Raw genomic sequence first — 13,045 nt, forward strand, 5'->3', positions numbered from 1 at the left:
TATCGGCACAAAACGTCGAAACTGTCAATCCGACGCTACAACATCATCCTTGCATAACACCAGTGAATTGGTAGATTTTTGCCGACTCACGAGGAATCCCATGCAAGGCGTCCGCAGCCCGCGTCGACGAAGGACGATCGAATGGCCGACGGCAGTGCTTGCCGCAGCCGTCTATGGCGGCTGGGCCGGCCTGACCTTCTTCCATGAGGCGATCCCGCTCTGGCTGCTCATCCCGCTCGGCGGCTGGTTCACCGCGTGGCACGCCTCGCTCCAGCATGAGGTCATCCACGGCCATCCCACGCGCAACCGCACCGTGAACCGCCTGATCGGCTGCTGGCCGCTGCTGCTGTGGCTGCCCTACGAGAGCTATCGCATCAGCCATCTTGTCCATCATCGCGACGAGCGGCTGACCGACCCGCTGGACGATCCCGAATCCTACTATTGGACCCCGGAGGAGTGGGCGCGGCTCGGTTTCTGGCGCCGGACCGTCATCCGCATCAACGCCACCTTCCTCGGCCGCGTCACCGTCGGTCCGGCATGGTCGATGGGACGCTTCGTCGCCGGCGAAATGGTCGCGATCATCCGCGGCGACCGCCTGGCGCGCAGGATCTGGGGCAGGCACCTGGCGGAAATGGCGGTGGTGCTGGCCTGGGTGGTCGGGGTCTGCGGCATGCACCCGCTGATCTATTTCCTCGCCTTCGTCTATCCCGGCACCTCGCTGATGCTGGTGCGCTCCTTCGCCGAGCACCGGGCTGAGAGCTCGGTGGACGAGCGCACCGCGATCGTCGAGAACGCGCCGGTGCTCGGGCTGCTGTTCCTCTACAACAACCTGCATGCCGTGCATCACGAGAACCCGATGATCCCGTGGTACGAGATCCCGGCCTGGTACCGGGCCAACCGCGACCGCCTGATCGCCGAGAATGGCGGGCTCGTCTACGACGGCTATCTCGACGTGGCGCGCCGCTATTTCCTCACCGTGCACGACACGCCCGTGCACCCTCTGGGCCGCGCGCCCGCCGCCGCCTCCGAACCGGCCTGAGCCGCCCGCCGCGGAATGTCATCCATGCGCGATGAGGCAAGGATCGGCGGCCGCGCCAGGCGCGCAGGACCGCCGGCGCTCGCGCAGCCCCGGCGCCCCGGTCCCATGCCGAAAACAGGATTGCCGGCGGGCTCCTCGCCCGCGGCGAGCCGGCGTTCCTATCGCGACATGCGGATGATGGCGCCGGACGTCGTCGCCGCACCCTCATAGGTGCCGTCGCCCTTGGGGAAGAGACGCACGGCGGTGCGGCCGCCCGACTCCAGCAGCACGATCTCCTGGCCGCGCTGTTGCCAGGCATTGACCTTGGCAAGCGAGCTCGCCTGGCAGCCCGACGGGCTGGCGCGGTAGAGGTCGAGCAGAGTCTGCTGGGTCAACGCGATCGAGCAGTTGCCGCGCGCCGCGTCCGAGATCTTCCAGTTCCCCGCCATGGCGCGGGCCGTCGGCTTAGACGGCGCGGGGGCCGGAGCCGCGGGCGCAGAAGGAGTGACGGGCGCGGACCCGTCGGGCACGGCGGCAACCCGCGGCGGGCTGCCCGCGGGCGCCGGGACCGCCTCGTCGGGGACGGCGGGCTCCGCATCGACCGAGCCGGTGACCGGTGGCAGAGGCTCGGAGGTGACCGGCGCGGTCGGCGCCGCGATGACCGGCGCCGGGGCGGGCGCCCGCGCGACCGGGCGTGCTGCCGGGGGCGGGTTCGATCCGAACAGGTCGCCGCCGAAACGGCTGGTCGATTCGCAACCAGCCAGCGCCAGCGCCAGCGGTATCAGGGCCAGGGTCGCAACTCTTGCAGGTCGATCCGACGCGATTCTCATGGGCGCCATTCTAAGCAGACGTTCGCCGATGATCCAAGGACATGTCTGCCGGGATCCTTGCTTTGATGCAGACACTTGCCGAAAGGCCGCAGGGCGGCCCGCCGGACCCCGCCCTGGCGCTCCCGCCGCCCGATCCAGGACCGAGTGGGACATCCGCAGCCTCCGGGTTGAAGCGAGTTGAAAATTGTCAGCCTTAACGTGGAGTTAAGACATGACGGCGGAAAATGGTGGCCAAGCGTAGAGGAGTATGCGTCATGTCGGAAAAGCTGCTCGCGGGACTGCTCCTGGTCGGCATGGCCACGATCCTTCCGGCCTTCGCGGCCGTGCTGCCGGCCGATTCGGCGGAGAAGCCCGCCCCGATGCTCCGTCTCACCGCTCTCCAGCTTTCGGCTCCCCAGACCATCGCCGCCGTCGCCTCGCCGCGGCTGCAGCCGGGCGACGAGCCTGAGCTGCCACCGGTCGAGATCACCGGCGTGGTGCGCTGATCCGGCGTCGCCGGCCATGACGCGGCCGCGGCTCAGACCTGCCGCGCCACCATCATCTTCTTCACTTCCGCGATCGCCTTGGCCGGGTTGAGGCCCTTCGGGCAAGTCTGCGCGCAGTTCATGATGGTGTGGCAGCGATAGAGCCGGAACGGGTCTTCCAGATTGTCGAGCCGCTCGCCCGTGGCCTCGTCGCGCGAGTCGATCAGCCAGCGATAGGCCTGCAGCAGCGCCGCCGGGCCGAGATAGCGGTCGCCGTTCCACCAATAGCTCGGGCACGAGGTCGAGCAGCAGGCGCACAGGATGCATTCATAGAGGCCGTCGAGCTTCTGGCGGTCCTCATGCGACTGGCGCCACTCCTTCTCAGGCTTGGCCGTGTCGGTCTTCAGCCAGGGCTCGATCGAAGCGTGCTGGGCATAGAAGCGGGTGAGGTCCGGCACCAGGTCCTTGACCACCGGCATGTGCGGCAGTGGATAGATCTTCACCGCGCCCTTGATGTCGTCGATCGCCTTGGTGCAGGCCAGCGTGTTGCCGCCGTCGATGTTCATGGCGCAGGAGCCGCAGATGCCCTCGCGGCAGGACCGGCGCAGCGTCAGCGTCGCGTCGACCTTGTTCTTGATCCAGAGCAGCGCATCCAGGACCATCGGCCCGCAATCGTCGCGGTCGACGAAATAGGTGTCGACCCGTGGATTGGCGCCGCTCTCCGGATCGTAGCGGTAGATGCGGAACTCGGTGACGGTCTTGGCGCCGGCGGGCATCGGCCACACCTTGCCGTCGCTGGAGATGCGGGAGTTCTTGGGGAGGGTGAGCTGGACCATGATGCTCTCTCGGCGACGATCCCTAAAGCGTCTCGCGATCAGACGGAATCGCGTCAAGTCGCGAGGACGTGTCGGACCAAGGGGGTGACGCAAAGCACGTTTCGCCCGAAACGTGCATTGCTCCAGGGATGGCGGGTTTCAGACCTGACCAGGCCGCCAGGATGAGACGCATCAGTACACCCGCGCCTTCGGCTCGATGTACTGGATGTCGTTGCTCATGGTGTAGGTGTGCACCGGCCGGTAGTCGATGGTCACCGACTTGGCCCCGGCGTCCGCCCAGGCCAGCGTGTGCTTCATCCAGTTCGTGTCGTCGCGCTGGGAGTAGTCCTCGCGCGCATGGGCGCCACGGCTCTCCGTGCGGTTGAGCGCGCCGTCCATGGTCACCACGGCCTGGGCGATCAGGTTGTCGAACTCCATGGTCTCGATCAGGTCGGAGTTCCAGATCAGCGACCGGTCGGTGACGCGGACGTCGTCGGCGTTCTTCCACACCGCGTGGATGCGGGTCTGGCCCTGGGCCAGCGTCTCGCCGGTGCGGTAGACGGCGCAGTCCTCCTGCATGACACGCTGCATGGCGAGCCGCAGCTCGGCCGTCGGCGTGCCGCCCGAGGCGTGGCGCAGGCGGTCGAGGCGCGCGAGCGCCATCTCCGCCGAGTCCTTGGGCAGGTCGGCCTGCTTCTCGCCCGGCGCCACCGTCTCGGCGCAGCGCAGGCCGGCCGCCCGGCCGAACACCACCAGGTCGATCAGCGAGTTGGAGCCGAGCCGGTTGGCGCCGTGCACGGAGACGCAGGCCGCCTCGCCCAGCGCCATCAGGCCGGGCACCACCACGTCCGGGTCGCTGCCCTTCTTGGTGAGCACCTCGCCGTGGTAGTTCGTCGGGATGCCGCCCATGTTGTAGTGGACGGTGGGCAGCACCGGGATCGGTTCCTTGGTGACGTCGACGCCGGCGAAGATGCGCGCGCTCTCCGAGATGCCCGGCAGGCGCTCGTGCAGGATCTTCGGGTCGAGATGGTCGAGGTGCAGGTGGATGTGGTCCTTGTTGCGGCCCACGCCCCGGCCTTCGCGGATCTCCATGGTCATGGCGCGCGAGACCATGTCGCGCGGCGCCAGATCCTTCACCGAAGGGGCATAGCGCTCCATGAAGCGCTCGCCCGCGGCATTGGTGAGGTATCCGCCCTCGCCGCGGGCGCCTTCGGTGATCAGGCAGCCGGCGCCGTAGATCCCGGTCGGATGGAACTGCACGAACTCCATGTCCTGCAGCGGCAGGCCGGCGCGCAGCACCATGGCGTTGCCGTCGCCGGTGCAGGTATGGGCCGAGGTCGCCGAGAAATAGGCGCGGCCATAGCCGCCGGTGGCCAGGATGGTCCGCTGCGCCCGGAAGCGGTGCAGCGTGCCGTCGTCCATCTTCAACGCCACCACGCCGCGGCAGCGCCCCTCATCGTCCATGATCAGGTCGATGGCGAAATATTCGACGAAGAACTCGGCCGTATGCTTGAGGGCCGCGCCGTAGAGCGTGTGCAGCATGGCGTGGCCGGTGCGGTCGGCGGCGGCGCAGGTGCGCAAGGCGATGCCCTTGCCGTAGTTCGTGGTCATGCCGCCGAAGGGGCGCTGGTAGATGCGCCCGTCCTCGGTGCGCGAGAACGGCACGCCCCAATGCTCCAGTTCGTAGACCGCGGCCGGCGCATTGCGCACGAGATATTCGATGGCGTCCTGGTCGCCGAGCCAGTCGGAGCCCTTGACCGTGTCGTACATGTGGAAGCGCCAGTCGTCCTCGCTCATGTTGCCGAGCGAGGCGGCGATGCCGCCCTGGGCCGCCACCGTGTGCGAGCGGGTCGGGAACACCTTGGTGATGCAGGCGGTGCGCAGGCCCGCCTGCGAGCAGCCGACCACGGCGCGCAGGCCCGCGCCGCCGGCCCCGACCACGATCACGTCATAGCTGTGGTCGGTGATCGGATAGGCACGGCCGCCGGCCGCAGGGGCGTTCATCGATCCGTCCGCCATCGTCAGACCCCGAAATTGAGTTTCAGCAGCGCATAGGCGCTCGCCACGCCGATGAGGACGCAGAAGAAGGCGTTGGCCATCACCGCCGCGATCCGTGCGGCTTCCCCGCCGACGTAGTCCTCGATGATCACCTGCATGCCCAGATACATATGGTAGGCGCCGGCGCAGACGAACAGCAGCATCGGCAGGCCGGCCCAGGGCGAGCGCAGCGTCGCCAGCGCCTCGGCCGGGCCGGAGCGCGCCAGGCAGATCAGCGTCAGGACGAAGAGCAGGGTGAGCGGCACCAGGGCGACGCCGGTCAGGCGCTGGCGCCAGAAATGCCCGGTGCCCGACTTGGCCGAACCGAGGCCGCGGACCTTGCCGAGCGGGGTCTTCATGCTGGAGCTCATGGCATTACCCCGCGGTGAACGAGATCAGGAGGCCGACGATCCAGATCAGGAGCGTCAGCGCCACGGAGCCGATGGCATTGGCATAGGCCCAGCGGTCACGGATGCCCGGGCCGAGGCCGTGGCCGAGGTCCCAGACGAAATGGCGGATGCCGCCGAGCATGTGGTGCATCAGCGCCAGGGTGTAGCCGAACAGGATCAGCAGGCCGATCGGCGTGCCCGCGAACCATTGCGCCCAGGCGAAGGCGGTGGGACCGGCCGCAGCGCACAGCAGCCAGGCGGCGAGCAGCACCGTGCCGACGTAGAGCGCACCGCCGGTGACGCGATGCAGGATCGACATCAGCATCGTGATCGGCCAGCGGTAGATCTGCAGGTGGGGAGAAAGCGGCCGGGCGGATGCTTTGGGTTCGGCCATCGGGGGGAAGGCTCCAGTTTCGACCCATTCAATTCTATTGCGATGCAGTATCCCGTCAGCCGGCCGGACGCAATGCGGCGGAGGGGCGGATCGCTCAAGAAAAAGGCGTTTCGTGCCGCCAAACCGCGCGCCGGCGGCCGATCACCGCCCTCCTCCTCTTGAACGGCGCGGGGGCGGGGCCATCTCATGCGCGAAAGGGGAAGCCGACCGCCATGGCCGCCGCCACGTTTCACGATGACGCCCAGTCCCGGCAGGAGCGCAAGGTCCGCGCCGAGTTCCTGCCGAAGCTGCGCCGGGTCCTGGCGAACGTGCCTTTCGCCGAGGACCTGCTCGCCGCCTATTACGCGGTGCTCGACCGGCGGACGCCGACCCGGGTGCGGGTGACGCTGGTCGGCGCGCTCGCCTATTTCGTGCTGCCCTTCGACATCGTGCCCGACGTGCTGGTGGGCATCGGCTTCACCGACGACGCGGCCGTGTTCTACGCGGCGCTGCGCATGGTCTCCGGCGCGATCGAGGAGCGGCACCGGGAGGCGGCGCGCCGCTGGCTCGACGAGGTCGCTGCCGGCGGCTGACGTCCGCCGTCTCGACGCCGGCCTTGCCGGGGGATAGGACTCCCTTGGCTGGGAGAGGCCTCCATGTTTGATTCGGTGTCGCGTACCCTGATCGCGTTCGTCCTGGCGGAGGTGCTGTTCGCGGCGCTGCTGCCCCTGGCCCTGATCCCGCCGCCCGACGGGCTGGAATTCCGCATCTACGCCATCGGCTTCACCAGCGCCCGTAACCTCGTGGTCGAGGCGGCCGCCTTCACCGTGGTGCTGTTCTCGGCCGCCGTTGTGCTGCTGCGCACCCTCGGGCACACCGGTTTCGTGCCGACGACGCTCTTGGTCGGCCTCGGCCTTGTGGCCGCGCCGTTCTGGGTCAACACCGGCGGCCTCGCCGAGATCACCGCCAAGGGCTGGCCGTTCTTCGCCGCCTATGGCGGGCTCGCGCTGCTGCTCGGCGCGATCTTCTGGCTGCTCGCCATGCGCGCGGGCCGGAGCTATTGATGGAAGCGCGGCGCATGGCCGGCGGCGGTGTCCCGGATGCGGGGCGCGGCCGGCGCGCGCCGGGTCGGTTCATTCGGCCGGGGCCGGGCTGAGGTCCGTCCGTCCGGGGTGTCAGCTTGAGGCGGGGCGGCTTCGTCCCGTCCCGTTCAGGGGGACTAGCCCATGATTGCAAGGATTCGCGCGCTGGCGGCTGTCGTCGCCATGGCCTTCGCGCTCGGCGGTTGCGGCATCAACAATGTGCCGACCTATGAGGAGAAGGCCAAGGCGGCCTGGAGCGAGGTGCAGAACCAGTACCAGCGCCGCTCCGACCTGATCCCCAACCTCGTCGAGACGGTGAAGGGCTACGCCAAGCAGGAAAAGGACGTGCTGGAAGGCGTGGTCCAGGCCCGCGCCAAGGCGACCCAGGTGACGGTCGACGCCTCGATCCTCAACGACCCGGAGAAGTTCAAGCAGTTCCAGGAGGCGCAGCAGCAGCTGTCGGGCGCGCTCGGCCGCCTGCTGGCGATCACCGAGAACTATCCCGACCTGAAGTCGAACCAGAACTTCCTGGCGCTGCAGTCCCAGCTCGAGGGCACCGAGAACCGCATCGGCGTCGCCCGCCGCGACTACATCGAGACGGTGCGCGTCTACAACACCGAGCTGCGCACCATTCCCGGGCGGTGGATCGCCGCCATCTTCTACCCCGACGCCAAGCCGATGGAGACCTTCGCGGCCACGCCCGGCAGCGAAACCCCGCCCAAGGTGAACTTCGGCACGTAGGTCGGCCCGGGCCAGGTCGATGACAGCCAGCCTCAGGCTCGTCCCGCATCCGCGAGGGGGCGCCCAGGCCGTCTGGCCGGGCGTGCTGGCGCTCGTCCTCGTGCTGGCCGCCCTGGCGCTGCCGGCCCTCGCGGCCGAGCCCGCCTTCCCGCCGCTGACCGGCCGCGTCGTCGACCAGGCCGGCATCATCCCGCCGCAGACCAGGGCCGAGCTCGACCGCAAGCTGGCGGCCCTGGAGCAGAAGTCCTCCGACCAGCTGGTGGTGGCCACGCTGTCGTCGCTGCAGGACACCGACATCGCCGAGTACGGCTACCGCCTCGGCCGCGCCTGGGGCATCGGCCAGGGCAAGCTCAACAACGGCGTGCTGCTGATCGTCGCGCCCAACGAGCGCAAGCTGCGCATCGAGGTCGGCTACGGCCTGGAGGGCACGCTCACCGACGCCCTGTCGAGCGTGATCATTCAGCAGGCGATCCTGCCCAGGTTCAAGGCCGGCGACATGCCTGGCGGCATCGTCGCCGGCGTCGACGCGATCATTTCGGTCCTCACGTCGGACGAATCCGAGTGGAAGAAGCGGGCGGAGGAGGGCGCGCGCCCGGCCGACGACTTCTCCGCCTCCGATGCCTTCGTCACCCTCCTGGTGGTGTTCGTGCTGCTGGTCATCCTGCTCAACGCCTTCCGCGGCGGCGGTGGCGGCGGCGGAAGGCCGACATCCGGCCTCGGCCCCGGCATGCGCAGGCGCGGCGGCATGCCGCCGGTCATCATCTCCGGCGGCGGCTTTTCCGGCGGCGGTGGCGGCTTTTCCGGTGGCGGCGGGTTCTCCGGCGGCGGCGGTTCGTTCGGTGGCGGCGGCTCGTCGGGGAGTTGGTGATGACGAAGCTGTTCAGCGCGGCCGACCATCGGCGCATCGCCGAAGCCATCGCCGAGGCCGAGGCTCGGACCTCCGGCGAGATCTACTGCGTCTGTGCCCGGCAGGCCTCGGACTACCGCATCGTCCCGCTCGCCTGGGCGGCGCTGGCCTCGCTCGCCGTGCCGGCGCTGATGGCGCTCTGGGGCTATGCGCCGCATCGCTGGCCCCTGGTCGGCGAGCCCTGGTGGCCGGGCAGCGCCAGCCTGGCCGAGGTCGACGCGGCCGTGCGCTCGGCGCTGATGGTGCAGGTCGCACTGCAGGTCCTGGTCTTCGCCCTGGTGTTCCTGCTCCTCCAGCCGCAGCGCCTTCGCCTGGCCGCGACGCCGCGGAGCCTCAGGCGGGCCCGCGCCGAGGCCATGGCCATGCAGCAGTTCCTGGCCCGCGGGCTGCAGCGCACGCGCGAGCGCACCGGCGTGCTGATCTTCGCCGCCCTGGCGGAGCGGCAGGTCAGCGTCATCGCAGACGAGGGCATCTATGCCAAGGTTTCGCCGGAGGTCTGGGACCAGGCGGTCGCCGCGCTGGTGGCGGCGGCGGTGAACGGGCGGGTGGTCGACGGCTTTGCAGACGCCATCGGCCATTGCGGCGCCGTCCTCGCCCTGCATTTCCCCCCGCGCCCGGACGACGTCAACGAGCTGCCCGACCGGGTCGTCGAATTGTAGGGCGGCTCAGCCGCGCCCGGCGCCGTCCTCGATCGAGGCCGCCTTGATCATGGCGAACACGGCATCGCCGGCGTCGAGCCCGAGCTCGTCGACGGATTTGCGGGTGACGAAGGTCGCCAGCGTGTCGCCGCCCGGCAGCGCCACGTCGACCCGCGCCAGCGGGCCGTCGTCGAGCGTGGTCGTGCGCACCGTGCCGGCGAGCACCGTGCGCACGCTGACGCCGCGCGGGCGCCGCAGCGCCAGCGTCACGTCGGTGCCGCGCACCAGCACCCGGGTCAGGGCGCCCGGCGGCAGGGGGCGGCCCGGCACGCTGATCTCGCCGCCCGGATGGTCGAGCAGGGTCAGGCCGTAGTGCGCGTCGTGGCCGCGGACGCGGGCGGTGATCAGCGACACCGCGCCGAACCGCGTCTCGGAGGGCGGACCGGCCGCGGGCATCAGCACCGCCTCGGGCGCGCCGACGGTCCGCACCTTGCCGTCCTCGATCAGCACCACCTGCGTCGCCAGCCGCGCCACCTCCTCCACCGCATGCGAGACGTAGAGGATCGGGATGGCGAACTCGTCGCGCAGCCGCTCGATCAGCGGCAGGATTTCCTGCTTGCGCGGCCCGTCGAGCGAGGCCAGCGGCTCGTCCATCAGCAGGATGCGGGGCGCGGCCAGCAGGGCCCGGCCGATGGCGACACGCTGGCGCTCGCCGCCGGAGAGCGAGCTCGGCCGCCGTCCCAGCAGCGGCGCAATGCCGAGCACGCCGGTCACCGTGTCGAAATCGAGCCGCGGCGCCTGCCTGGGGGCGAACCAGCGGCCGTAGTCGAGGTTCTGCTTGACGGTCAGGTGCGGCAGCAGCTGCGCGTCCTGGAACACCAGTCCGATCCGGCGCCGGTGCGGCGGCACGAAGACGCCGGCGCCGGCGTCGAACAGCGTGACGCCGGCAATGGCGATCCGGCCGCGCTTGGGCCGGATCAGTCCGGCCACGGCCCCGATCACCGTCGACTTGCCGGAGCCGGAGCGACCGAACAGCGCGGTCAGGCCGCCGTCGGCGCGGAACGCCACGTCGAGGACGAAGGCGCCGCGCGTCGCGCCGATGTCGATCTCGATGGTCGGGGAGGCGGAAGCGGTCATGCGGCAAGCATGGCGCAAACATGGAAGCCGGTCCACCGGTGGACCCGCGGCTCGCGGCGTGCGAGGATCCCGGCCGGTGCTTCGCCGCGGCACCGGCACCCGACCCCGATCGAGGAGGCGCCGCGGCGGGCATGGTCCGCGATCCGGCGCCCCGTCCGGAGCGGCCGTCCGATTCGGAACCAGAGCGAGCGATCCTTGATACCCTCTTCGACAGACGTCCTGATCGTCGGCGGCGCGGCCGTCGGTTGCGCCGCCGCCTATTTCCTCAAGACGGAGCTGGATTTCGCCGGCAGCGTCACCGTGGTCGAGCGCGACCCGACCTATGCCCGCGCTTCCACCACGCTCTCCGCCGCTTCGATCCGCCAGCAATTCTCGACGCCCGAGAACATCCGCATGAGCCGCTTCGGCATCGAGATCATCCGCGACCTGGAGGAGCGCTTCGGGCCTGAGGCGAGCATCGGCTTCCATGAAGGCGGCTATCTCCTGCTCGCCAGTCCGGCCGGCGAAGGGGTGCTGCGCGCCAACTGGCAGGTGCAGCGCAAGGAGGGCGCCGACATCCTCCTGTTGACGCCGCAGGATCTCGCCGCCCGCTTCCCCTGGCTCTCCACCGAGGGCATCGCCGCCGGCGCCTGGGGCCGGACGGGCGAGGGCTGGTTCGACGCCCATTCCATGCTCGACCTCTTCCGCAAGGCGGCGCGCAAGGCCGGCGCCATCTTCGTCAAGGGCGAGGTGACGGGAATCGAGCGCGTCGGCGACCGTGTCGCCGCGGCGGTGCTGGCCACGGGCGAGCGCATCGCCTGCGGCACGCTGCTCGACGCCGCCGGGCCGCAGGCCGGCGACGTCGCGGCCCTCGCCGGCATCCACCTGCCGGTGGAGCCGCGCAAGCGCTCGGTGTTCGTGGTGCGCTGCCGCACGCCCCTGCCGGGCATGCCCCTGCTGGTCGATCCGGGCGGCATCTATGTCCGGCCGGAGGGCGACGTCTATATCTGCGGCGGCGCTGAGGACGAGCGCGACGACCCGCGGGCCGACGGTGATTTCGAGGTCAACTACGCGCTCTACGAGGATGTGATCTGGCCGGCGCTGGCCACGCAGATCCCCGCCATGGAGGAGCTGAAGCTGGTGCGCGCCTGGGCCGGCCACTACGACTACAACACGCTCGACCAGAACGCGGTCATCGGCCCGCACCCCGAGGTGTCGAACTTCCTGTTCGCCAACGGCTTTTCCGGCCACGGCCTGCAGCAGGCGCCGGCCGCCGGCCGCGCGGTCGCCGAGCTGATCACGGCCGGGCGCTTCACCTCGCTCGACCTCGCGGTCTTCGGCTATGACCGCGTGGCGCGGAACCGGCCGGTGTTCGAGCTCAACGTGATCTGAGAGCCTGCCAGCAGGGCCGGGTCAGGCCTTGAGCGTGCGGCGGATGCCCCGGAGCACCACGACGATCAGGCCGGCCATGGTCACCGCGTTCCAGCCGGCCAGCGACAGGCCGAGGATGCGCAGGCTCGGATCGGTGCAGGAGACGACGGTCGAGGCGTTGATGGCATCGAGCAGGCCGCCGACACCGGCGGGGTTGCCGCCGGAGTTGCCGCCGCTGCAGTCGCGCGGGCCGAGCCACCAGCGCCATTCCGCCCCCGCCTGGTAGACTCCCAGAAACAAGCCCCAGGCGAACAGGCCGGCAAGCGCCGCCAGGCCCAGCACCAGGACCGGGCGCGGCAGCCGGCTGCCGAACGCGGCCAGCAGCGCCGCCAGCGGCACGCCGAGATAATAGGGCCAGCGCTGCTCCAGGCAGAGCGGGCAGGGCGCATAGCCGAAGCCGTGCTGCAGCACCAGCGCCATGACGATGACGGCGAAGGCGACGATGGCGGCGACGGTCGCCGCGGTCCGGCCGGGATGGAGCATGGACTTCAGCCTCAGAACACGTATCTCAGCGCGACGACGCCGCCGACGAGGATGGCGACGAAGACGATGGCCACCAGGGTGAGGTGACGCTCGATGAAATGGCGGGCGTCGTCGCCGAAATAGTTGAGGATGCCGGCCTCGATGAAGAAGCGGGCGCCGCGGGTTATCAGCGACAGCACCACGAACCAGAAGAAGTCATAGCCCGAAAATCCGGACAGGATGGTCACGATCTTGTAAGGGATCGGCGTCAGCCCCTTCACCAGGATCGCCAGCGCGCCCCACTCGGCATAGAAGGCCCGGAACCTCTCGACGCTGTCGGCACCGCCGAAGGTGGTGACCACCCAATGGCCGATACTGTCGTAGAACCACATGCCGATGAAATAGCCGAGGATCCCGCCCGCCACCGAGGCCAGGGTGCAGACCGCGGCGTAGAGCCAGGCCCGTTTGGGATGGGCCACCGTCATCGCCACCAGCAGCGGGTCGGGCGGCAGCGGGAACACCGAGCTCTCGGCGAACGAGATCGCGCCCAGCGCCCACACGGCATAGGGCTTGTCGGAGATGCGGATCAGCCAGTCGTAGAGGCGGCGGAGCATGGTGGTCTTTCTGCGGTGCGGCCGGACTTGCCGGGCTCTTACGGCAGGAGGATGGCCGGCGTCCATCGCCAAGGCGCCGCTCCCCTGCCTTGGAAAAGGCGTGAAGATCGCGCACCAGCATGTTTGAC

At 69.8% G+C, this 13,045-nt stretch carries 16 protein-coding genes; 8 read left to right on the forward strand and 8 right to left on the reverse strand.

Annotated elements, in window-relative coordinates; genetic code table 11:
* Window positions 1-100 precede the first annotated feature (100 nt).
* A complete protein-coding gene (locus AC27L4_RS15825) occupies window positions 101-1,039 on the forward strand; it encodes a fatty acid desaturase (RefSeq protein ID WP_487143191.1) in 939 nt (312 codons plus the stop codon).
* A 158-nt stretch (window positions 1,040-1,197) separates the two neighbouring features.
* Here AC27L4_RS15825 and AC27L4_RS15830 read toward each other — a convergent pair whose 3' ends face one another.
* Window positions 1,198-1,848: an AprI/Inh family metalloprotease inhibitor gene (locus AC27L4_RS15830; RefSeq protein ID WP_487143192.1), complete on the reverse strand. Its 651-nt coding sequence runs from the start codon at window positions 1,846-1,848 to the stop codon at window positions 1,198-1,200.
* 254 nt (window positions 1,849-2,102) lie between these two features.
* Between AC27L4_RS15830 and AC27L4_RS15835 the strand changes: the two genes are divergently transcribed.
* Window positions 2,103-2,333 carry a hypothetical protein gene (locus AC27L4_RS15835; RefSeq protein ID WP_487143193.1) on the forward strand — a complete coding sequence of 77 codons (231 nt, stop codon included), beginning with the start codon at window positions 2,103-2,105 and terminating at the stop codon, window positions 2,331-2,333.
* A 32-nt stretch (window positions 2,334-2,365) separates the two neighbouring features.
* Here the strand turns inward: AC27L4_RS15835 and AC27L4_RS15840 are convergent, their stop codons facing one another.
* From AC27L4_RS15840 to sdhC, 4 genes are all read right to left on the reverse strand, one after another.
* Window positions 2,366-3,148, reverse strand: a complete 783-nt coding sequence (locus tag AC27L4_RS15840) for a succinate dehydrogenase iron-sulfur subunit (protein WP_487143194.1) — start codon at window positions 3,146-3,148, stop codon at window positions 2,366-2,368.
* Window positions 3,149-3,319: 171 nt separating this feature from the next.
* Window positions 3,320-5,131, reverse strand: a complete 1,812-nt coding sequence (gene sdhA / locus AC27L4_RS15845; RefSeq protein ID WP_487143195.1) for a succinate dehydrogenase flavoprotein subunit — start codon at window positions 5,129-5,131, stop codon at window positions 3,320-3,322.
* 17 nt (window positions 5,132-5,148) lie between these two features.
* On the reverse strand, window positions 5,149-5,523 hold the full coding sequence (sdhD, locus tag AC27L4_RS15850) for a succinate dehydrogenase, hydrophobic membrane anchor protein (protein WP_487143196.1): 375 nt from the start codon (window positions 5,521-5,523) through the stop codon (window positions 5,149-5,151).
* 16 nt (window positions 5,524-5,539) lie between these two features.
* Window positions 5,540-5,947 (reverse strand): succinate dehydrogenase, cytochrome b556 subunit, encoded by a 408-nt coding sequence (gene sdhC, locus AC27L4_RS15855; RefSeq protein WP_487143197.1) that lies wholly within the window; start codon window positions 5,945-5,947, stop codon window positions 5,540-5,542.
* Window positions 5,948-6,159: 212 nt separating this feature from the next.
* Between sdhC and AC27L4_RS15860 the strand changes: the two genes are divergently transcribed.
* The 5 genes from AC27L4_RS15860 (at window position 6,160) to AC27L4_RS15880 (ending at window position 9,315) form a co-directional block, all read left to right on the forward strand.
* Window positions 6,160-6,519, forward strand: coding sequence for a YkvA family protein (locus tag AC27L4_RS15860; protein WP_487143198.1), 360 nt, complete (start codon window positions 6,160-6,162; stop codon window positions 6,517-6,519).
* A 63-nt stretch (window positions 6,520-6,582) separates the two neighbouring features.
* Window positions 6,583-6,990: a hypothetical protein gene (locus AC27L4_RS15865; protein ID WP_487143199.1), complete on the forward strand. Its 408-nt coding sequence runs from the start codon at window positions 6,583-6,585 to the stop codon at window positions 6,988-6,990.
* A gap of 162 nt (window positions 6,991-7,152) precedes the next feature.
* Entirely contained in the window at window positions 7,153-7,749 is a 597-nt protein-coding gene (locus tag AC27L4_RS15870; protein WP_487143200.1) for a LemA family protein, read from the forward strand.
* Window positions 7,750-7,768: 19 nt separating this feature from the next.
* Entirely contained in the window at window positions 7,769-8,617 is an 849-nt protein-coding gene (locus AC27L4_RS15875; protein ID WP_487143201.1) for a TPM domain-containing protein, read from the forward strand.
* On the forward strand, window positions 8,617-9,315 hold the full coding sequence (locus tag AC27L4_RS15880) for a TPM domain-containing protein (RefSeq protein ID WP_487143202.1): 699 nt from the start codon (window positions 8,617-8,619) through the stop codon (window positions 9,313-9,315). The genes AC27L4_RS15875 and AC27L4_RS15880 overlap by 1 nt, the downstream gene beginning before the upstream one ends.
* A gap of 6 nt (window positions 9,316-9,321) precedes the next feature.
* On the opposite strand, the gene modC is transcribed toward AC27L4_RS15880, so the two are convergent.
* Window positions 9,322-10,431 (reverse strand): molybdenum ABC transporter ATP-binding protein, encoded by a 1,110-nt coding sequence (gene modC, locus AC27L4_RS15885; RefSeq protein WP_487143203.1) that lies wholly within the window; start codon window positions 10,429-10,431, stop codon window positions 9,322-9,324.
* A 198-nt stretch (window positions 10,432-10,629) separates the two neighbouring features.
* On the opposite strand from modC, the gene AC27L4_RS15890 reads away from it, so the two are divergent.
* Entirely contained in the window at window positions 10,630-11,802 is a 1,173-nt protein-coding gene (locus AC27L4_RS15890; RefSeq protein ID WP_487143815.1) for an NAD(P)/FAD-dependent oxidoreductase, read from the forward strand.
* A 21-nt stretch (window positions 11,803-11,823) separates the two neighbouring features.
* Here the strand turns inward: AC27L4_RS15890 and AC27L4_RS15895 are convergent, their stop codons facing one another.
* Together AC27L4_RS15895 and AC27L4_RS15900 are read right to left on the reverse strand one after the other, a co-directional pair.
* Window positions 11,824-12,324 carry a disulfide bond formation protein B gene (locus tag AC27L4_RS15895; RefSeq protein ID WP_487143204.1) on the reverse strand — a complete coding sequence of 167 codons (501 nt, stop codon included), beginning with the start codon at window positions 12,322-12,324 and terminating at the stop codon, window positions 11,824-11,826.
* An 11-nt stretch (window positions 12,325-12,335) separates the two neighbouring features.
* Window positions 12,336-12,917 (reverse strand): YqaA family protein, encoded by a 582-nt coding sequence (locus AC27L4_RS15900; protein WP_487143205.1) that lies wholly within the window; start codon window positions 12,915-12,917, stop codon window positions 12,336-12,338.
* Window positions 12,918-13,045 lie beyond the last annotated feature (128 nt).

The organism is Labrys sp. Lb11 (assembly GCF_057554225.1).